19 protein-coding genes and 1 pseudogene are annotated in these 18589 nt (G+C 71.2%); 13 read left to right on the plus strand and 7 right to left on the minus strand.

All coding sequences use genetic code 11. The features are described 5' to 3' along the window. The first annotated feature begins 28 nt into the window (after positions 1–28). Positions 29–619: a TetR/AcrR family transcriptional regulator gene (locus ACQPY0_RS25000; protein ID WP_432993251.1), complete on the plus strand. Its 591-nt coding sequence runs from the start codon at positions 29–31 to the stop codon at positions 617–619. Here ACQPY0_RS25000 and ACQPY0_RS25005 read toward each other — a convergent pair. Continuing rightward, entirely contained in the window at positions 600–1001 is a 402-nt protein-coding gene (locus ACQPY0_RS25005; RefSeq protein ID WP_432993253.1) for a hemerythrin domain-containing protein, read from the minus strand. The genes ACQPY0_RS25000 and ACQPY0_RS25005 overlap by 20 nt on opposite strands. Before the next feature lie 98 nt (positions 1002–1099). On the opposite strand from ACQPY0_RS25005, the gene ACQPY0_RS25010 reads away from it, so the two are divergent. The 4 genes and pseudogenes from ACQPY0_RS25010 (at position 1100) to ACQPY0_RS25025 (ending at position 4321) form a co-directional block, all read left to right on the plus strand. After that, the gene (locus ACQPY0_RS25010) at positions 1100–2494 is read left to right on the plus strand and encodes a pyridoxal phosphate-dependent decarboxylase family protein (protein WP_432993255.1); all 1395 of its coding nucleotides are present in this window, start codon (positions 1100–1102) and stop codon (positions 2492–2494) included. Between the two features lie 165 nt (positions 2495–2659). After that, positions 2660–2872: pseudogene (locus tag ACQPY0_RS25015) on the plus strand (hypothetical protein); the annotation flags it as partial. Positions 2873–3201: 329 nt separating this feature from the next. Then, entirely contained in the window at positions 3202–3711 is a 510-nt protein-coding gene (locus ACQPY0_RS25020; protein WP_432993257.1) for a sigma-70 family RNA polymerase sigma factor, read from the plus strand. After that, positions 3695–4321 carry a hypothetical protein gene (locus ACQPY0_RS25025; RefSeq protein WP_432993259.1) on the plus strand — a complete coding sequence of 209 codons (627 nt, stop codon included), beginning with the start codon at positions 3695–3697 and terminating at the stop codon, positions 4319–4321. The genes ACQPY0_RS25020 and ACQPY0_RS25025 overlap by 17 nt, the downstream gene beginning before the upstream one ends. Before the next feature lie 128 nt (positions 4322–4449). Here ACQPY0_RS25025 and ACQPY0_RS25030 read toward each other — a convergent pair whose 3' ends face one another. Continuing rightward, the gene (locus ACQPY0_RS25030) at positions 4450–5379 is read right to left on the minus strand and encodes an NADP-dependent oxidoreductase (RefSeq protein WP_432993261.1); all 930 of its coding nucleotides are present in this window, start codon (positions 5377–5379) and stop codon (positions 4450–4452) included. Next, a complete protein-coding gene (locus tag ACQPY0_RS25035; protein ID WP_432993263.1) occupies positions 5372–5836 on the minus strand; it encodes a MarR family winged helix-turn-helix transcriptional regulator in 465 nt (154 codons plus the stop codon). The genes ACQPY0_RS25030 and ACQPY0_RS25035 overlap by 8 nt, the downstream gene beginning before the upstream one ends. Before the next feature lie 198 nt (positions 5837–6034). Between ACQPY0_RS25035 and chvE the strand changes: the two genes are divergently transcribed. The 4 genes from chvE to ACQPY0_RS25055 all read left to right on the plus strand — a co-directional run bounded on the left by chvE (position 6035) and on the right by ACQPY0_RS25055 (position 11414). Continuing rightward, the gene (chvE, locus tag ACQPY0_RS25040; RefSeq protein ID WP_432993265.1) at positions 6035–7156 is read left to right on the plus strand and encodes a multiple monosaccharide ABC transporter substrate-binding protein; all 1122 of its coding nucleotides are present in this window, start codon (positions 6035–6037) and stop codon (positions 7154–7156) included. 73 nt (positions 7157–7229) lie between these two features. Further along, positions 7230–8873 carry an ATP-binding cassette domain-containing protein gene (locus tag ACQPY0_RS25045; RefSeq protein ID WP_432993267.1) on the plus strand — a complete coding sequence of 548 codons (1644 nt, stop codon included), beginning with the start codon at positions 7230–7232 and terminating at the stop codon, positions 8871–8873. Beyond that, on the plus strand, positions 8870–10090 hold the full coding sequence (mmsB, locus tag ACQPY0_RS25050) for a multiple monosaccharide ABC transporter permease (RefSeq protein ID WP_432993269.1): 1221 nt from the start codon (positions 8870–8872) through the stop codon (positions 10088–10090). Before ACQPY0_RS25045 ends, mmsB begins: the two co-directional genes overlap by 4 nt. A 109-nt stretch (positions 10091–10199) precedes the next feature. Further along, positions 10200–11414: an endo-1,4-beta-xylanase gene (locus ACQPY0_RS25055; RefSeq protein WP_432993271.1), complete on the plus strand. Its 1215-nt coding sequence runs from the start codon at positions 10200–10202 to the stop codon at positions 11412–11414. 261 nt (positions 11415–11675) lie between these two features. Here ACQPY0_RS25055 and ACQPY0_RS25060 read toward each other — a convergent pair whose 3' ends face one another. Further along, complete coding sequence (locus ACQPY0_RS25060) at positions 11676–12515, minus strand: fumarylacetoacetate hydrolase family protein (protein WP_432993273.1); 840 nt, start codon at positions 12513–12515, stop codon at positions 11676–11678. Between the two features lie 59 nt (positions 12516–12574). Beyond that, the gene (locus ACQPY0_RS25065) at positions 12575–13258 is read right to left on the minus strand and encodes a FadR/GntR family transcriptional regulator (RefSeq protein WP_432993275.1); all 684 of its coding nucleotides are present in this window, start codon (positions 13256–13258) and stop codon (positions 12575–12577) included. A gap of 546 nt (positions 13259–13804) precedes the next feature. On the opposite strand from ACQPY0_RS25065, the gene ACQPY0_RS25070 reads away from it, so the two are divergent. Next, on the plus strand, positions 13805–14530 hold the full coding sequence (locus tag ACQPY0_RS25070; RefSeq protein ID WP_432993277.1) for a DUF2334 domain-containing protein: 726 nt from the start codon (positions 13805–13807) through the stop codon (positions 14528–14530). Next, the gene (locus ACQPY0_RS25075; RefSeq protein WP_432993279.1) at positions 14527–15636 is read left to right on the plus strand and encodes a glycosyltransferase; all 1110 of its coding nucleotides are present in this window, start codon (positions 14527–14529) and stop codon (positions 15634–15636) included. Before ACQPY0_RS25070 ends, ACQPY0_RS25075 begins: the two co-directional genes overlap by 4 nt. 353 nt (positions 15637–15989) lie before the next feature. On the opposite strand, the gene ACQPY0_RS25080 is transcribed toward ACQPY0_RS25075, so the two are convergent. Then, complete coding sequence (locus tag ACQPY0_RS25080) at positions 15990–16889, minus strand: DMT family transporter (protein WP_432993281.1); 900 nt, start codon at positions 16887–16889, stop codon at positions 15990–15992. A gap of 71 nt (positions 16890–16960) precedes the next feature. On the opposite strand from ACQPY0_RS25080, the gene ACQPY0_RS25085 reads away from it, so the two are divergent. Then, entirely contained in the window at positions 16961–17449 is a 489-nt protein-coding gene (locus tag ACQPY0_RS25085) for a molybdenum cofactor biosysynthesis protein (RefSeq protein WP_432993283.1), read from the plus strand. Between the two features lie 9 nt (positions 17450–17458). Continuing rightward, the gene (locus ACQPY0_RS25090; protein WP_432993284.1) at positions 17459–18001 is read left to right on the plus strand and encodes an N-acetyltransferase family protein; all 543 of its coding nucleotides are present in this window, start codon (positions 17459–17461) and stop codon (positions 17999–18001) included. Here the strand turns inward: ACQPY0_RS25090 and ACQPY0_RS25095 are convergent. Continuing rightward, the gene (locus ACQPY0_RS25095; protein ID WP_432993286.1) at positions 17918–18376 is read right to left on the minus strand and encodes a hypothetical protein; all 459 of its coding nucleotides are present in this window, start codon (positions 18374–18376) and stop codon (positions 17918–17920) included. The two genes, ACQPY0_RS25090 and ACQPY0_RS25095, sit on opposite strands and share 84 nt — an antisense overlap. Positions 18377–18589 lie beyond the last annotated feature (213 nt).

The following is an 18589-nucleotide window of genomic DNA, read 5'->3' on the forward strand; positions in this document are numbered from 1 at the left end:
TAGCACTAGCGGTGCTAGAATTTCGAGCGTGACTAACCAGGGGCGGCGGGAGCGCGAGCGGGCGGCTCGGCAGCGGCTGATCGTCACGGCGGCGCGCGAGCTCGCCGAGGCCGAGGGGTGGGAGGCGGTGACGACCCGGCGGCTGGCCGAGCGGGTCGAATACAGCCAGCCAGTGCTCTACAGCCACTTCAAGGGCATGGGCGCGATCATGGCGGCCGTCGCCGTGGAGGGGTTCGCGGAACTGGCCGGTGAGCTGGCCGCAGCCCGGTCCGCCGCAGCCCGATCCGCCGCGAGCGGGGACGCGCGCGACGCGCTGATCAACGTGGCCGCCGCCTACGTGGAGTTCGCCGAGCGGCGGCCGGCCCTGTATGACGCGATGTTCGCCCGTGCCGTCGATCTGCCGTTCGCGTCCGCGGAGACGCCCGGGCCGCTGCGCGAGGCGTTCGGGGCGCTGGCGAAGGCCGTCGAGCCCTTCGCCGGAGCCGATGACCTCGACCTGGTGACGGAGTCGCTGTGGGCGGCGCTGCACGGGCTGGTGACGCTGACCCGCGGCGGACGGATGCCGCGCGAGGTGCAGGACCGGCGCCTGGCGGTGCTGCTCAAGCGCTTCGCGGACTGATCTGGTTCAGCGCCGCCACGAGGCGTTTCTCCTCGAAGGTGAAGTGGGACTCCATGACGGCCGCGAGCCCCGCCAGCTCGTCCTTCGTCGGGTTGGCCTCGACGCGGCGGATCAGCTCGGCGATCTGCTCGTGGTCGTGGCGCAGTTCCTCGATGACCGGGCCGAGCTGCGGATAGCGGTCGGCGAGGACCTGGAACATGCCGCGCTCCTCGCCGGTGTGGTGGCGGTCCAGGGCGGTGCAGAAAGCCAGGCAGTGGGCGCGCAGCGAGCGGGAGAAGGCGGGCAGGTCCGCGGCGTCGTCCAGCAGGTCGCGCAGGTGGTCGTGGATCTCGATGAGCTGGTTGCCCAGGGCCGCGAGGCGCGGCGGGGTGAACTCGTGCAACGGTGGGGTCCCGTTCGGTTCCGTGCCTCCATGCCCTCGGCGGTCTTCGAGCCGGGTGCACCGCGACACTGCCCCGACCATACAGCACAGTAGAAGGCATGAGCGCTTACGACGATGCCTACGACGCGGCGCTGGCCGCGGCCGACCACCATGCCCGGGCCTGGCTCGGGTCGCTCGCCGGCCGGGCCGTGCCGCCCCGCGCCGACGCCGACGCGCTCGCCCCGGTCGTCGGCGGGCCGCTGCCGGACAAGGGCGCCGACCCGGCCGAGGTGGTCGAGTTGCTCGCGCGCTCGGCCGAGCCGGGGCTCATGGCGATGCCGTCGGGGCGGTTCTACGGCTGGGTCATCGGCGGCACGCTGCCCGCCGCGCTCGGGGCCGACTGGCTTGTGAGCGCCTGGGACCAGAACGGCGCGATGCGTTACCCGACGCCGGCGACCGCGGCGCTGGAGGAGGCGGCGGGGGAGTGGGTGCTCGACCTGCTCGGGCTGCCGTCGGGGTCCGATGTCGGGTTCGTCACCGGGGCGACGATGGCGAACTTCACCGGGCTCGCCGCCGCGCGGCGGCAGGTGCTGGCGCGGCGCAGGTGGAACCTGGACCTCGACGGGTTGTCCGGGGCGCCGCGGATCCGCGTGCTGGTCGGTGAGGAGCGGCACGACACGCTCGATCTCGCGCTGCGGTACCTCGGGCTCGGTGCCCCGACCCCCGTCGCTGCCGACGAGCAGGGGCGGATCCGCCTCGACGCGCTCGCCGAGGCGCTGGAGGCCGGCGACGACGGGCCGACCATCGTGTGCCTGCAGGCCGGGAACGTCCACAGCGGCGCGTTCGACCCGGTCGGCGAGGCCACCCGGCTAGCGCACCGGCACGGCGCCTGGGTCCACGTCGACGGGGCGTTCGGGCTGTGGGCCGCCGCGTCGCCGGGGCTGCGGCACCTCCTGCCCGGGCTGGAGCGCGCCGATTCGTGGGCGACGGACGCGCACAAGACGCTGAATGTGCCGTACGACTGCGGGATCGCGATCGTCAAGGACCCCTCGGCTCTGCGCGCCGCGATGGGTGTACGGGCCAGCTATCTCATCGAACCCGCAGGCCCCGGCGGCCCGGCCGATCCGTTCGAGAAGGTGCCGGAGCTGTCGCGGCGGGCGCGGGGCGTGCCGGTCTGGGCCGCGCTGCGCTCGCTCGGCCGGGACGGGGTCGCCGGGCTGGTCGACGGGCTCGTGCGCAACGCGCGCCGGCTCGCGGACGGCATCGCCGCGATCGAGGGCGCCGAGGTGCTCAACGACGTGGTGTTCACCCAGGTGTGCGCCGCGTTCGGCGACGACGCGCGCACGGCCGCGGTGACCGGGGCGCTGCTCGCGGACGGGCGCGCCTGGATGTCCGGCTCGCACTGGGGCGGCCGGACGATCCTGCGCGTCTCGGTGAGCAACTGGTCCACCGACGAGGCCGACGTCGATGAGTCACTGGCCGCCCTACGTCGAGCGGTCGCCGCGGCGGGTTAGATCCCATCTCATTTGGGGTTGTTGGTGTGCAAGGTCATTCGTTGTCCGGTCATGGGTGACGGAGAGAAGTGCTGCCGGAAGCGTTGCGGCACCTCGCGCGGCCGTTGCTGCCCGAGCACCCGAAACGGCATCAGGGTGGCGGGCGGCGGATCGATGACCGAATCCGCCCGCAAGGGCATCGAGTCCTCGACCCGGCTCGGCCGGTATCGGTATGTCGTCGAACGCTGCCTGGAGTGGGCCAGCCGGTTCCGGCGTCTGGTCCGCCGCTACGACCGCAAGGCTTCCCACTTCCTCGGCTTCCTGCGCCTGGCATACGCTGTGATCTGCTACCGCCGCGCCATCACGCTGAATTTGCTGCCCAGCAACAACCCCAAATGAGATGCGGTCTGAGCCGCCGACGATCCACGGCCAACGGCGGCGTCCCGCGCGGCGCGGCGGCCCGGTCGGCTCGATGAACCCGGCTCGACAATCGAGCCGTTAATGATGCTGGGGTTGTTCTGGGGCGGAGATCATGACCTTCGCCGTGAACAGCAGCTGGGGGCACGCGTGAGCGGTAGCGTTGCCCCGGCCTGCAAGGAGCCCCGGAGCGTGGCGCAACAAGCAAGCAGCCGGACTGATGCGACGTTCGCATACATGAGTGGATCAAGCGCGAAAATTACTGTGCGGATCCAGGGAACCGGTGTGCCGGTTCGGGGGTGGTACTAGATATGGACCAGTCGCCTTCGCCGCACGACAGCGTCGCTGATCTCTATGCGGCGTCCTATATCCGGATAGTGGGCGTCGTGGCTCTTGTTGCGGGGAGCCGGGCTGATGCCGAGGAGTGTGTCCAGGAGGCGTTCGTCAGGCTGCTCGGTCGGTGGGACCGTGTGTCGCGGCTGGAGTCGCCCGAGGTCTGGGTTCGAACAGTGGCCTTCCGGTTGGTGTCGAACCGGCGACGTAAGGCGCGCAACATGGTGCAGGCGGCGTGGCGTCACGGGCGCGTAGCCGACGTGCCGCCGCCCAGCGCCGATTCCATCGACGTGCCAGCGGCGCTGAAGACCTTGCCGCTTGGGCAGCGACAGGTGATTGTCATGCATCACCTGCTGGGCCTGAGTGTCAACGAGATCGCCCTGGCACTTGAGATTGCGCCCGGCACCGTGAAGTCGCGGCTAGGGCGGGCACGTGGAGTGCTCACCACATTGTTGGAGGAGGAGGTTCCCCATGTCGAACATTCGTGACCTGCTGGCCGCGGAGGCGGTGCGCCAGCAGCCCACGCAGCTGCCCCCGTTTGCCGAGCTCGTCGAGCGCCGCCAGCGGCGGATCGTCAAGAGGCGCGGTCTCGTTGCCGGGGTCATGGTGCTCGCGGCTGGCGCCATTATCGTCCCGGTGCTGCTCGCGCGTCATTCGGCGTCGATGGCCGGGGCGGGCGACAGCGTGACAGTTACCGGCACGCTCCAGATGGATGGCGGCCGCCTCCGGCTCTCGTCGGGCGCTCCCAGGGCACCCTTTCGAGGCGTCTCCGGCGTTGTGCGGTTCCGGGCGGAGGGCGGCGGCGTCTTCGAGGCGATTGCCGACGAGACCGGCCGGTTCACGCTAACGATCTCGCCGGGCCGCTACGACGTCACGGGATTCCCGTCCTACCTGGGAGCCAGCAGCCCACCAGGAGTTGACCGGGCAGCCTCAACAAGCGCGACCCCGTCAATGTCGCCGAACGGGGCGAGTGCCGTCCCGCCAGCGACGTCCGCGAGCAACGATCCGAGCGCTGTCGCGCCGTGCCGGGCCGACGGCCCGGTGTCCGTTCCGACGGAAGGTCTGAATGGCGTCGAGGTGAGGTGTCAAGCTCGGTGAGCAGAGGTCGACGCCTTTAGCCCCAGGCATGGTTGTGGCTGGCCGCCTCTGCGCCGGGTGATCGCCGTGGCGGGTTGGCCTCGGATCGGACGCGCGCGGCTCGGTCGGAGCGGATTGGGCGGAGTGGATCAGGGGATGAGTACGATCTTGCCGCGTGTGTGGCGGTGGTCCAGTTCGTCGTAGGCCTTGGCCACGTCGTCCAGTGGGTAGGTCGCCGCGATTGGGATCTCCACGGTGCCGTCGGCCACGAGGGCGGTCATGTGGGCCAGGACGTCCACTGTGGACGCTGACTGGCTGCCCTCTGCCTTGATGCCCAGGCGCTGCGCGGACTCGAAGGCGATGATGGTGTTGACGCGTTCGCGTGGGATGCCCAGTGACAGCGCGAGCTCGACGTATTGTGGGCCGAAGAGGTCGATGAAGGCGTCGATGCCGTCCGGGGCGGCGGTGCGGAGCCGGTCGGCGAGGCCCTCGCCGTACGATATCCGCTCGACCCCGTGCGCGGTCAGCCAGTCCTCATTGGACGGTGAGGCGATGCCCAGCACCCGCACGCCCATGGCTCGCAGTAGCTGGACGGTCAGCGTGCCGACGCCGCCGGCCGCGGCCGACACCGCGACCGTCTCGCCGGGCTTCGGCGCGACGGCGCGCACTGCGGCGTAGGCGGTGCAGGCCACGACGTAGAGGGCGCCGGCGACCTCCCACGTCAGCGCCGGGGGCTTGGGGACGAGCTGGGTGACGGGGACCGCGGTGTGCGTGGCGTGGCTGGAGCGGGTCCAGGAGAAGCCGAGCACCTCGTCGCCGACGGCGAACCCGGTCACGCCGTCGCCGAGCGCGGTGACCACGCCGGCCAGGTCGCTGCCCTGGCCGCAGGGGAAGTGCGTCTTGTACAGAAACTCGAGGGCCCCGGTGCGGATCCCGCTCTCGCCCGGGTTGATCCCGGCGGCCCGCACGGCGACGAGCACCTCACCGGGTCCGGGTGATGGCATCGGGATGTCGGTCACGTAGAGCACCTCGGTCCCGCCGAAGCGGTCGAAGCGCACGGCACGGGCGGTCTCAGGCATGCTCGTCTCCAGGAGTGCAACGGCGGCGGGCGGTCCCTGCCGCGCGCAGGGTGGACAGGGTGCGGGCAAGGCTGCGCAGCGCGCTACCCGGGATCGCGGCGCCGAACCACGCGGTGAGCTCCTCGTCGAAGACCGCCTCGGCGGCCGTGACCGCCGCCGTGCCGGTGCCGGTGAGCTCCACAATGGATGATCGCCGGTCGCCGGGGTTGGGCCGGCGCTCGCACAGCCCGCGGGCCACCAGGCGGTCGACCGCCTGACTCGCCCCGCCGATGGTGATGGACAGCGCGTCGGCGATGTCGTTGACGCGGCACGCCGGCGTGCGGCCGACCACCTGCAGCACGTTGAGGCTGCCGAGCGGGACGGCGCCCGCCTGGCGCAGCCGCGCGTCGATGCCGTTCCACAGGTCGGTCTCGAACCGCACCAGGTCGTCGAAGACCTGCCTCAGATCCACACTCACGGAGAGAACATTAGCACTAAGTACATTAGCTCTAATATTATGTCCATCGCTAAATGTTTCGAAAACCGTTGCGCCACAAGGAAGTGGATCGTGGTGTTATCGATCTGTTACACGTGATCACCTCTCGGGGGAGGTATGTTCGCGGCCATAACAAACCCCGCACGCACACCCCCTCCGATACGAAAGGAGGCGTCGGGGATGTCCAAGACTCTCCGGCTCCTGGCTGCCACCGCCCTGGCCGCGCTGCTGGCCACGACCTCCGCCTGCAGCAAGACGCGCTCGGACGACAACACCGGCGGTGGCGGCGACAGCGGCCCCGCCCTGATCGGCATCGCCATGCCGACCCGCAGCCTGGAGCGCTGGAACAACGACGGCTCGCACCTCGAGGACCTGCTCAAGAAGGCCGGCTACAAGACCTCGCTGCAATATGCCGACAACAAGGTCGACCAGCAGATCACCCAGCTACAGAACATGATCAACGACAAGGCGAAGATCCTGGTCATCGCCTCGATCGACGGCACCGCGCTCGCGCCCGTGCTGCAGCAGGCGGCGGACAAGAAGGTCAAGGTCATCGCCTACGACCGCCTGATCAACCAAAGCCCCAACGTCGACTACTACGCGACCTTCGACAACTACAAGGTCGGCCAGCTGCAGGGCCAGTTCATCGTCTCCAAGCTGGGCCTGGACGCGGGCAAGGGCCCGTTCAACCTCGAGCCGTTCGCCGGCTCCTCGGACGACAACAACGCCAAGTTCTTCTTCGCCGGCGCCTGGGACGTGCTCAAGACCTACGTCGACAGCGGCAAGCTCGTCATCCCCTCCGGCAAGAAGCTGGCCAGCAACGATGACTGGAAGACAGTCTCGATCAACGGCTGGAAGACGGAGACGGCCCAGGCCGAGATGGACAACCGGCTCAACTCCTTCTACACCGGCGGCAAGAAGGTCGACGTCGTGCTCTCGCCCAACGACTCGCTCGCGCTGGGCATCGCGCAGTCGCTCGACTCGCACGGCTACAAGCCGGGCGGCGACTGGCCGCTCCTCACCGGCCAGGACGCCGACCTCGCCAACACCAAGAACATCCTGGCCGGCAAGCAGTCGATGACGGTCTGGAAGGACACCCGAACCCTCGGCGACCAGGTCGCCAAGATGGTCGACGCGATCATCAAGGGCACGCCGGTGGAGACCAACGACACCAAGACGTACAACAACGGCGTCAAGGTCGTCCCCTCCTACCTGCTCCCGCCGGTCGTGGTCACCAAGGACGACGTGAAGTCCAAGCTCGTCGACTCCGGCTTCTTCAAAACCTCCGACCTGGGCCTGTAACCGCTCAGCCCGCCGGGGCCGGGTCCGCCGCAGCGCGGGCCCGGCCCTCGCGCGACCCGTCATAGGGAGCCCCATGCCCAGCCCCATCCTGCGAATGACCGGGATCACCAAGAGCTTTCCCGGCGTACTCGCCCTGGCCGACGTCACGATGAGCGTCGCCGAGGGCGAGGTCCACGCCATCTGCGGCGAGAACGGCGCCGGCAAGTCGACGCTGATGAAGATCCTCAGCGGGGTGTACCCGCACGGCACCTACGACGGCGAGATCGTCTTCGACGGCGAGCCGTGCCACTTCCGTTCCGTGCGCGACAGCGAGCACCGCGGCATCGTCATCATCCACCAGGAGCTCGCGCTCAGCCCGTACCTGTCCATCGCCGAGAACATCTTCCTCGGCAACGAGCAGGCGAGGAACGGCATCGTGAACTGGCCGCGGACCAACCGCCGCGCCGCCGAGCTGCTCGCGCGGGTGGGCCTGCACGAGCAGCCGGACACGAAGATCCTCGACATCGGCGTCGGCAAGCAGCAGCTCGTCGAGATCGCCAAGGCGCTGTCGAAGCGGGTCCGGCTGCTCATCCTCGACGAGCCGACCGCCGCGCTCAACGACGCCGACTCCGCGCACCTGCTCGGCCTGATCCGCCAGCTTCAGGGCCAGGGGATCACGTCGATCATCATCTCGCACAAGCTCAACGAGATCGCGGCGATCGCCGACACGACCACCGTCATCCGCGACGGCCGTACCGTCGCCACCTTCGACATGCGCGGCCCCGAGCCGGTGGACGAGGACGCCAGGTCCGGGTCGATCCCCGCGAAGCACATCGAGCCGGACCTGGTGCCCCGGATCATCCGGGGCGACCATGGCCCGGATGATCCGGACCTGGTGCCCCGGATCATCCGGGCCATGGTCGGGCGCGACCTCGCCCACCGCTTCCCCGACCACACCCCGCGCATCGGCGAGGAGGTGCTGCGCATCGAGGACTGGACCGTCCACCACCCCGTCGACCGCGGCCGGACCGTCGTCGACCGCGCGGCTCTGAGCGTGCGCGGCGGCGAGATCGTCGGGGTCGCCGGGCTCATGGGCGCCGGCCGCACGGAGCTGGCGATGAGCGTGTTCGGGCACAGCTACGGCACCGGCATCTCCGGCCGGATCTTCCTGCACGGCAAGGAGGTCCGGGTCAGAAGCGTCGACGAGGCGATCGCGCACGGGATCGCCTACGCGACGGAGGACCGCAAGCGCTACGGCCTGAACCTCATCGAGGACATCAAGCGCAACATCACCGCGGCGAAGCTCGCGGCGGTGTCCCGGCTCGGCATCGTCAACGCCGCCGAGGAGGTGCACCGGGCCGAGCGGCTGCGCCGGGAGATGCGGGTCAAGGCCGACGGCGTCGCGGTGCTCACCGGCAAGCTCTCCGGCGGCAACCAGCAGAAGGTCGTCCTGAGCAAGTGGCTGTTCACCGAGCCCGAGGTGCTCATCCTCGACGAGCCGACGCGGGGGATCGACGTCGGCGCGAAGTACGAGATCTACGAAATCATCAATGCGCTGGCCGACGCCGGCAAGGCGGTCGTCGTGATCTCCTCCGAGCTGCCGGAGCTGCTCGGGATCTGCGACCGGATCTACGCGATGAGCCAGGGGCGGATCACCGGCGAGGTGAGCCGCGCCGAGGCGACCCAGGAGGGCCTGATGCGGTACATGACCATGGACAAAAGCGGGGTCTCCCGGTGAGCACGATTGAAACCACGCAGCCGGAGACCAAGGCGACCGAGGCTTCGTCGCTGCGCGGCTACCTGGGGCAGAACCTTTGGCAGTACGGCATGCTGACGATCCTGATCGCGATCGTCATCACCTTTCAGATTCTCACCGACGGCCGGCTGCTCTACCCGGACAACGTCGCCGCCCTGGTGCAGCAGAACGCCTACGTGCTGATCCTCGCGATCGGCATGGTCATGGTCATCGTCGCCCAGCACATCGACCTGTCGGTGGGCTCCATCGTGGCGTTCATCGGCGGCTACTGCGCCCTGATGATCACCGACTGGAACTGGCCGTGGCCGGTGGCGGTCGCCGCGTCCATCGCCATCGGCGTGGTCGTCGGCTGCTGGCAGGGGTTCTGGATCGCCTACGTCGGCATCCCCGCCTTCATCGTGACCCTCGGCGGCATGCTGCTCTTCCGCGGCCTGGCCGTGCTCGCGGTGAGCCAGACGGTCCCGGTGCAGGACAAGGGCTTCGGCGCGATCGCGGCCCGCTCACTGCCCAACGCGCTGGGCTTCCTCGGCAACCTCGACGGCATGACGCTGCTGGTCGGCGTCGTGGCGATCGCCGGCCTCGTGGGCATGCAGGTGCGCACCCGGCGCGAGCTGATCCGCTACGACCTGCGGCTGGAGCCGCGCGCGGCGTTCATCGGCAAGCTGGTCGTCTTCACGGCCCTCATCGCGTATATCACCTATCTGCTCGCCGAGAGCACCGACGGAACCCCGAACGTGCTCATCATCGTGGGCGCGCTCGTCATTCTGTACACCTACGTCATGGGCAACACCGTCTTCGGCCGGCACATCTACGCGATGGGCGGGAATCTCGCCGCGGCGAAACTGTCCGGTGTGAAGACCAAGCGTGTAACTTTCCTCATCTTCGTCAACATGGGCGTCCTCGCGGGCATCGCCGCGGTCGTCACCACCTCGCGCGCCGGGGCTGGCGTGGCGGGGGCGGGCACCAACTACGAGCTGGACGCGATCGCCGCCGCGTTCATCGGCGGCACGGCCGTGACCGGCGGAATCGGCAAGGTCACCGGGGCCGTGATCGGCGCGCTGATCATGGGCGTGCTCAACATGGGCCTGTCCATCCAGGGCGTCGACGCGGCCTGGCAGCAGGCCATCAAGGGGCTCGTGCTCATCGCCGCGGTCGCCTTCGACATCGTGAGCAAGCGGGTCGCGAACTCGGGTCAGTGATTGGCAATGTTTCGATAACGCGGAATTGTTGACGGCTCGATTCACGCCGAATAGCGTCGATGTCCCAGGCGAATCCGGAATTGTTTCGAAACAATCGGGAGCCACGCTCATGACATTACGCAGAATGGCCACGGCCGGCCTTTTGGCCGCCGTGGTCGCGGCCACGCTCGGCGCCGTCGCCGCGTCCGCCGGCGGACCCCGCCCGCCGGCGACGCGGGACCAGAGCCTGCGCGCCCTCGCCGCACGCTCGGGCCTGTACTTCGGCACGGCGGTGGACGCGGCCGCCTACGCCGACACCGCCGAACCGCAGTACAGGTCCATGGTGGACGGTCAGTTCTCCACCGTCACCGCCGAGAACGCCATGAAGTGGGAGAGCCTCGAACCGACCCGCGGCACCTACAACTGGGCGAGCGCCGACGCGTTCGTCGCCGCCGCCGAGCGCAACCACCAGCAGGTGCGTGGCCACGTCCTGGCCTGGTACAGCCAGCTGCCCGGGTGGCTGTCCACCGGCATCCAGGACGGCTCGATCGACGGGCCGGCGCTGCGCGCGCTGCTTCGCAAGCACATCACCGACGTCGTGACGCACTTCCGCGGCCGGATCTGGCAATGGGACGTGGTCAACGAGGCCGTCTCCGACCCGTGGGAGACCCCGTCGGCGATCCACCTCGGCGGCAACACCGGCTCGCTGAAGCAGAAGTTCGCCGACCTGCTCGGCCCGGACTACCTCGCCGACGCCTTCCGCTGGGCCCGCGCCGCCGACCCGAAGGCCCTGCTGTTCTACAACGACTACAACATCGAGGCCTTCGGCGACGGCGGCCCCGGGGACAAGACGCAGTTCGTCTACGACCTGGTCCGCAAGCTGCGCGCCCAGGGCGTGCCGATCGACGGGGTCGGCAGCCAGGGGCACCTCAGCACGCAGTACGGCAACTACGACGTCCTCGCCGTCGCCGAGACCCTGCAGCGCTTCACCGACCTCGGCCTCGCCGTCGCCTTCACCGAGGTCGACGCCCGCAGCCTGACCAAGAACGCGTCCGACCCGGCAGCGGCCGCGGCGGGCCAGGACCTCAACGCCCGCGACCAGGCCTCCGCGTACAATTACCACGTCCTGCTCCAGGCCTGCCTCATGAACCGGCACTGCCTGTCGTTCACGGTCTGGGGCTTCACCGACAAGCACTCGTGGATCCCGGGCTGGTTCAAGAACCCGCCCGAGGGCTCCGGCTGCCTGTGGGACGCGAACTACCAGCCGAAGAAGTCCCTGCGCACGGTCCAGGGCGACCTGTTCATGGGCGGTCCGCCGCGCGTGGCGCAGAAGCCGCGCCGCTAAGGCCGGCTTCATAGCGCGTGGTTGGTGCTGGAGCTCGGGGTGTGCACCTCGTCGTTCCGGTGTGGCCCGGCGCAGTGGCTGCGCCGGGCCATTTCGCCGAGCGGGCCGGCCCCGGCCCGGTGGCTGGTGCCGAGCTGCGGCCGTCGCGGTCCGGCATCGGGATGATGCGGTGCCGGGGCGATTTTCGGCATACGGCCATGTGGCCCCTAGTGTAAACGAGTGCGGATCCGATGGCACGCATTTTGGCGAAACAGACCGTAGTTAGACGAAGCGCTGGCGCTGGCGGCCCAGGTGGTCGATCTCCAGCTCGACCACGTCGCCGGTGCGCAGATACGGATGGTCGGGCAGGCCCAGGGCCACGCCGGCCGGGGTGCCCGTATTGATCACGTCGCCGGGGTGCAGGACCATGAACTGGCTGAGGTACCAGATCAGGTGGGGTACCCCGAAGATCATGTCGCCGGCGAGCTCGTTCTGGCGCTCCTCGCCGTTGACCCACGAACGCAGGCGCAGCGCCGGGACGTCGAGGCCCTCGGGGGTGACCAGCCACGGGCCGAGCGGGTTGAACGTCTCGCAGTTCTTGCCCTTGTCCCACTGGCCGGCGCGCTCGAGCTGGAACTCGCGCTCGGAGACGTCGTTGCTGATGGCGTATCCCGCGATGTGTGCCGCGGACTCGTCCGGGCTGTCGAGGTAGCGCGCCTTCTTGCCGACGACGACGGCGAGCTCGACCTCCCAGTCGGTCTTGACGCTGGCCCGCGGGATGAGCACGTCGTCGTCCGGGCCGACCACCGTGTCCGGCGCCTTCATGAACACGACCGGCTCCGGCGGTGGCTGGGCGCCGGTCTCGGCCGCGTGGCGCGCGTAGTTCATGCCGATGCAGACGATCTTGCCGATGCCGGCGAGCGGCGGGCCGATCCGGGTGCCGTCCGGGACGTCGAGGCGGGGGAGCCCGCCGGCGGCGGCGCGGACGCGCTCGAGGCCGCCCGTGGCGAGGAAGGCGCCGTCGATGTCGTCGGTGAGGCCGGTCAGGTCGAGGTATCCGCCGTCGTCGGCGACCACGACGGGTCGCTCGGATCCGGCCGGGCCGAGCCGCGCAAGTCTCATGCGGCCCAAGTTAAGCGGGATGTGGCCAAGTGGTCAAGCCAATCCCAGGGTGTCGTTCCCTACCTGACGGACCGGCGGGCCGCCGCGGCGATGCGGGTCAGATGGCTCGTCATGGCCTCGCGGGCGGCGTCGGGGTCGCGGCGGTCGATGGCGTCGACGATCGCCTTGTGCTCGGTCGCGGTGCGGCGCAGGACGCCGGGGCGGGCCGCGGTCAGGCTGCGGCTGGCGCGCCCCAGCGTGGCCAGGGTCTGCAGCATGGTCGACAGCAGCGGGTTGCCGGCGGCCTCGGCGACGAGCCGGTGCAGGGTCACGTCGGCGGCGATCCGGTCCGGCTCGGCCAGGGCGGCGCGCATCGCCGCGACCTGGACGGCGTCGGCGCGGGAGGCGGCCAGGGCGGCCAGCGCCGGCTCCAGCAGCAGCCGCGCCTCGAACAGTTCCTCGACGGTCCGGCCGCTCAGGGCCAGCACGAACTGCAGCGGCTCCAGCAGTGTCGCGGTGTCCAGCGCCGCCACGTAAGTCCCCGAGCCGTGCCGGCTCTCCAGGATGTTCAGGCTGACCAGGGACCGGATCGTCTCGCGCAGCGTGGGACGGCTGATCCCCAGCATCTCGCTGAGCTCGCGCTCGGCGGGCAGGCGCTGCCCGGGGGCGAGGCGCCCGTCGACGATCATCTCCTGGATGCTGCGCATGGCCTCGGTCGCGGCCGAGGAACGCCGCACCGGGGTGAACTCCGCCGCGCCGGTCATGCCGCTCCTCGGGTGACTAGGTGACCTGGCCATTTCTGCATCGCAGTCTAGTTCGTACCCGGCCTCGGCGGTGTTGCCATGGAACTGCCCGACGGCCGCCTGCCGGCTGGGCGAGTCGCCGGCTCCCGCGCCCCGGTCGCCTGCGGTGTTTTCGCCCAAGCCCGTGCCTGCCGTGGAGTCCGTTCGTCCGGCCGAATCGCGAATTGTACGGCTCGGCAGCGTCACGGCGCTGAAGGTGTCGGGGAGCGGCGCGGGGTACCGGCGGCGGCCCGGATCGTCGGCATTGTCCGTCGTGGACGCTCGCCGATTTGTCCGATTTCCGATACTCGTACACGCCTGGTTCATGTGGGCGTTGGCTGACGTTCATCGATGTGATCGTGACCTGCGCCGCATTGCTCGGCGCCGGGTGGTCAGGGTCCCAGGCGGGTTGGCGACACGTGCTACCGTCCGGCGACAGGCAGAGCCGAGTGGATGCGGTACGCCGCCTTGACCTGGTGATAGGCGTAGATGACCCCTGTGGAACGAGCGCCGCTGATGGTGGTCAGCGTGCACGATGTGGCGCCGGCGACCGCCGGCGAGACCGCCCGCTGGTGTGCCGACGCGGACTCGCTCGGCATCCCGGTCTCGCTGCTGGTGATCCCCGGTCCGTGGCGCGGGCAGGCGCTCGCCGAGCATCCCGACTACGCCGAGGTGCTGCGCGCTCGCGCGGCGCAGGGCGACGAGCTGGTGCTGCACGGCTGGTGCCACCAGGCCGGGCCCGAGGGCCGGGCACTGCGCCGAGCCGTCGGCCGTGCGGTGGCCCGGGGCGCGGCGGAGTTCGCGGCGCTCGACGAGCGGCAGGCGGCCGACCGCCTCGGCTCGGCCAGGTCGGTGCTCGACCGGCTCGGGCTGCGCACCACCGGGTTCACGCCGCCGGGCTGGCTCGCCTCGCCGGCCGCCGAGCGGGCGCTGGCGGGGGCCGGGTTCCGGTACACCACCGACCACTTCGGCGTGAAGAACCTCCACGCGACCGGCTCCACCCGCGCGCGCCGCGGCTTCGCGCTGTCGCACCGCCCGGGCGGCACCGGCGAGCGGCTCGGCGCGGCGGTCGTGCGCGCGGGTGCGGCCTGGGCCGCCCGCCGCCGCGGCCTTGTCCGCGTCGCCCTGCACCCCGACGACCTGCACCGCCCCGGCCTGCGTGACGACACGCTGCGGGCCATCGAGGGCGCGCTGAAGGCCGGCGCCCGCGCCACCACCTACGGCGCCGTCGTCGACGCGGCGGCGGCGTCGTGAGGATCGTGCAGCTCGCGAACTTCTACACGCCGGTCTCGGGCGGGCTGCGCACCTGCGTGGAGCAGACCGGGCGTGGGTACATCGCGGCGGGCCACGAGCGTGTCACCCTCGTGCCGGGCACCGAGGACCGCGACATCACGCTGCCGGACGGGCGCCACCTCACCGTGCGCAGCCCCCTGCTGCCCGGCACTGGCGGCTATCGCGTGCTCACCGCGCGGACCCGGGTGTGCGAGCTGCTGGACCGGGTCGAGCCGGACGTGCTGGAGGCGAACGACAAGCTCAGCATCGGGTGGCTGTCGCCGTGGGCGCGTCGCCGGGGTGTGCCGCTGGTGCTGGTCTCCCACGAGCGCATCAACGCGATCCTGCGCACCCGGGTCCCGCGCTGGTTCCCGCTGGACGCGGCCGCCACCTCGGTCAACCGCCGCCTGCACCGCCTCGTCGACCACCTCGTGCTCACCTCGGCCTTCTCCGCCGCCGAGTTCAGCGCGTTCGGCCTGTCGAAGATCCACCGGGTCCCGCTCGGCGTCGACCTGGACACCTTCCGCCCCGCCCCGCGCACCGGCGGCGACCAGGTCCGCCTCGTCACCGTGAGCCGCCTGTCCCGGGAGAAGCACCCCGAACTGTCCGTCGAGGCCCTCCGCGAGCTGCGCCGCCGCGGCGTCCCCGCCACCCTCGACGTCATCGGCACCGGCCCGCTGCAGCGCCGCCTGGTCAAGAGCGCCGAGGGCCTGCCGGTGCGCTTCCTGGGCCACGTCGCCGAGCGCGGCCGCCTCGCCGAGCTCGTCGCCGGGGCGGACGTGTCGCTGTCGCCGTCGCCGGCCGAGACGTTCGGCCTGGCCACGCTGGAGTCCCTGGCCTGCGGCGTGCCGGTCGTGGTGCCGTCGAAGGGCGCGGCGGGCGAACTCATCCTGCGCCCGGCCGCGGGCCGCGTCACCGATGGCACCCCGAACGGCCTGGCCGACGGCGTCGAGGCGCTGCTGGCCGAGCCGGCGGAGCGCCGTCAGGCCGACGCCCGCGCGGTCGGTGAGCAGTTCCCGTGGTCGGCGACGGTCGACGGCCTGCTGGACGTCTTCGCCAAGGCTACCGGCCGCGAGCGCGTCCCGTAGGACCCGCTGCCCCGCCGTGCTCAGCGGCCCGCAGGGCTCACCCACGTGGCGATCCACTCGCGCACGCGGGCCGGCCGGGCCGTCACCGCCGTCGTGCGCCACCTCGGCGGGCACGACGCGGCGATCGTTGGCTGTGCGAGGCGCGACCCCGAAGCGGGACGCGATCTCCGGGCGACGGCCCCGCCACCGCGGCGTCGTCAGCCGCTGATCGCGAGGCGCGATCCCGGGCGACGGCCCCGCTGCAGCCCCGCTGCCGTGCCGTTGTCAGCCGCTGATTGCGAGGCGCGATCTCCAGGAGGGCATTCCGGGCGGTGGCGCGCTGCTTGATCCACCTTAACAGATGCGTCCAAATTTCAGCCCGCCGTCTTGCTCAGCGTCATGGGCTGCTCACGCTGATCGGTCGACGTCTCCGCTCGCGCCGATGCCAGGAAGGATACGCCCACCAGGAGCAGGGCGAGGACGGCCACGGCGCTCCACGGCCACCACGTCGCGCTGCGCCAGCCCGCGTGGAAGACGGTCGCGTCGAAGACCGCGCTGCACAGCGGGTCCGCGATGCTGATCGCGGTCAGGGCCGTGGGCAGGGAGCCGGCGGCGAAGGCGTCCTGGGTCAGCAGGCCGCTCATCGTGGTCGAGACGGCCAGCGCCAGGATCGACCAGTCGTGCAGCAGGCCGGGCACGCCGTCGGTGGCGAGCGTGTCGGCGACCAGGAGCACGAAGACGGCCGTCAGGCAGGTGCACACGCCCGCCGCGGTGCCGGCCAGGGCGCCGCGCAGGCGGGCCTCGGTCCGCGCCGGGAGCAGGTGGGCCAGGGCGATGAGGGCGATCATCACCAGGGCGGCGAGGACCACCGCGGGCGGGACGTCCTGGCGGTGGAGCTTCTGCGGCACCGCCGGGCGCGCGACCACCAGCAGTGCCAGGCCCGCGCAGACGGCAACGGTGCCGAGCCAGGCCCGGACCGGCGGGCGGCGGAGGGTCAGCATCGCGAAGAGCAGCTGGGTGACCAGCAGGGCCTGGACCACGGTCAGCGAGCCCAGGTGCAGCGCGATCGCGTGCGCGGCGAACGCGACCACGTTCAGCAGCCAGCCGGCCAGCCACCAGCGGTCCCGGATCAGGCGGCGGACCAGCAGGAAGACCCGCACCGGCAGTGCGCGCCCGTGCAGGTCCGGGGCCGCCCGCCGGGCCGCGCGCTGTTGCATCGCCGCTGAGGCGGCGAACATGGCGGCGGCGAGAACCGCGAGGGCGACGGCGGGCATGATCGCGGTTGTACCTCAGGTTGTCGACGCCACGGCAACCGGGGGATGTCGCGTGGGTGTTCAATGGGCCGGTGAGCGCGATTGCCGAGCTGCTGGCCTCGCCGGTGCACCGGCTCGTCGGGCGGCCGCAGGACGGGCCGGCCCCGGCGCCGCCGGGGGAACTGGTCGAGCGCGTCGAGCTGCGCGCCGGGCTCGGGATCGTCGGTGACCGATACTTCGCCCGGCCCGCCCACCGCGACGCCGGTGTCACCGTCATCGCTCGCGAGGGCCTGCCGCCCGGCGCCGGCCTGGCTCAGGTCCGGCGCAACATCCTGGTCGCCGGCATCGCCGTGGACGACCTGGTCGGCGCGGTGCTGACGCTGGACTCCGGCGACGGGCCGGTCCGGCTGCGGGTCAAGCGGCGCGCCAACCCCTGTGCGTGGATGGACGTCACCGTCGGGCCCGGCGCGTGGCGGGCGCTGCGCGGGCACGGCGGCGTGCGCTGCGTCCCGCTCGACGACGGCGTGCTGCGTGTGGGGCCCGTCACCTTCGCGGTCACCGAGGCTGAGTTCGAAGCTTAGACTCAGGACGTGCTCATCCGGCCCTGGCGGGCAGGCGACGAACGGCTCGTCGAGGCCGTCCAGCGGCACCTGTCCGCGCGCAGCATCGATCGGCGGTTCCTGGCCGGCAGCGGCGGCCGGCTGCCCGCGTTCTACCTGTGCCACATCGCCGCGGGGCCCCGGCCGGAGTGGGATGCCGAGGTCGCCCTCGACGGCGGGCAGCTGTGCGGGTGGGCCGAGTACGGGCGCCGCCCCGCCGACGCGCCCGAGGCGGACCTGGCCGTGCTGGTCGCCGACCCGTGGCAGCGCACCGGCCTGGCGACGACGCTGATCCGCGCGCTGGTCCCGCGGATGGCCGCGGCCGGCGTACGCACCGTTCAGGCCGACGTGTCCGGCACGAATGCGGCGACCAAGGGCCTGGTGCGCGCCCTCGCCGGCCCGAACCATGCCGCGATCCACGAGGACGGCCTGCTGCGGTACACCTTCGACCTACGCTCCGAAGGCCACCCAGTCGACGAGGCGCGTGTCGAAGTCGCCGCCCTCCTTGAGCACGTTCGCCACGCCATCGCGTAGCGGCGGGCTCATCTCGCGCAGCTGCGTGGCGATCAGTGGCTGGAACATCCCCGGCTGCAGCCGCCACCACCAGGCCACCAGGTGCTCCGGGCCGTACCGCGCGGGATCGGTGGTCAGCTCCCGCCACTCGGCGCGCAGGCGCGGGTACTCCTGCGGCAGCCGCTCCAGCACCCCGAACCAGTTGCCCCAGCTGACCACCATGAACAGGCGCAGCCGGTCGCGCGCCCAGCGTAGCGCGGCCTCGTTGCCGGCCGCGCCCGCGTCGTGCAGGACGCCGCCGAGGCACTCCCCGACGACCGCGGCCGCGGCGGGCACGTCCGCCGGACCGCGGCAGCGGATGGCCTCGCGCAGGGCGGTGAGTTCGGGCTCGGGCACGGCGTCATTGTGTGCAGGAACGGGCCCGGCGTTGCATCGGCGGTTAGGCCGTCGCGTTCCGGCTCCGTAACGTTTTCGAAGCGCTTCGATCTTGAAGTTTTCATCTGCGCCGTGCAGCAAGCCCCCTGGTCAGGGCCGATGTCCGGGACATCGGCGCGCGTGGCATTTGAGCCGATCAGTCCGGGCGCGTGACGATCCCGTTCCCACTCCCGC

The organism is Dactylosporangium sp. CA-233914, assembly GCF_050942935.1.
Taxonomy (GTDB): Bacteria; Actinomycetota; Actinomycetes; order Mycobacteriales; family Micromonosporaceae; genus Dactylosporangium.

Coding starts and splice junctions, on each gene's coding strand:
- ACQPY0_RS25010 (WP_432993255.1), top strand. CDS start 1,100: ATGAGCGCTTACGACGATGCCTACGACGCGGCGCTGGCCGCGGCCGAC.
- ACQPY0_RS25020 (WP_432993257.1), top strand. CDS start 3,202: ATGGACCAGTCGCCTTCGCCGCACGACAGCGTCGCTGATCTCTATGCG.
- ACQPY0_RS25025 (WP_432993259.1), top strand. CDS start 3,695: ATGTCGAACATTCGTGACCTGCTGGCCGCGGAGGCGGTGCGCCAGCAG.
- ACQPY0_RS25030 (WP_432993261.1), bottom strand. CDS start 5,379: ATGCCTGAGACCGCCCGTGCCGTGCGCTTCGACCGCTTCGGCGGGACC.
- chvE (WP_432993265.1), top strand. CDS start 6,035: ATGTCCAAGACTCTCCGGCTCCTGGCTGCCACCGCCCTGGCCGCGCTG.
- ACQPY0_RS25045 (WP_432993267.1), top strand. CDS start 7,230: ATGCCCAGCCCCATCCTGCGAATGACCGGGATCACCAAGAGCTTTCCC.
- ACQPY0_RS25055 (WP_432993271.1), top strand. CDS start 10,200: ATGACATTACGCAGAATGGCCACGGCCGGCCTTTTGGCCGCCGTGGTC.
- ACQPY0_RS25060 (WP_432993273.1), bottom strand. CDS start 12,515: ATGAGACTTGCGCGGCTCGGCCCGGCCGGATCCGAGCGACCCGTCGTG.
- ACQPY0_RS25065 (WP_432993275.1), bottom strand. CDS start 13,258: ATGACCGGCGCGGCGGAGTTCACCCCGGTGCGGCGTTCCTCGGCCGCG.
- ACQPY0_RS25080 (WP_432993281.1), bottom strand. CDS start 16,889: ATGCCCGCCGTCGCCCTCGCGGTTCTCGCCGCCGCCATGTTCGCCGCC.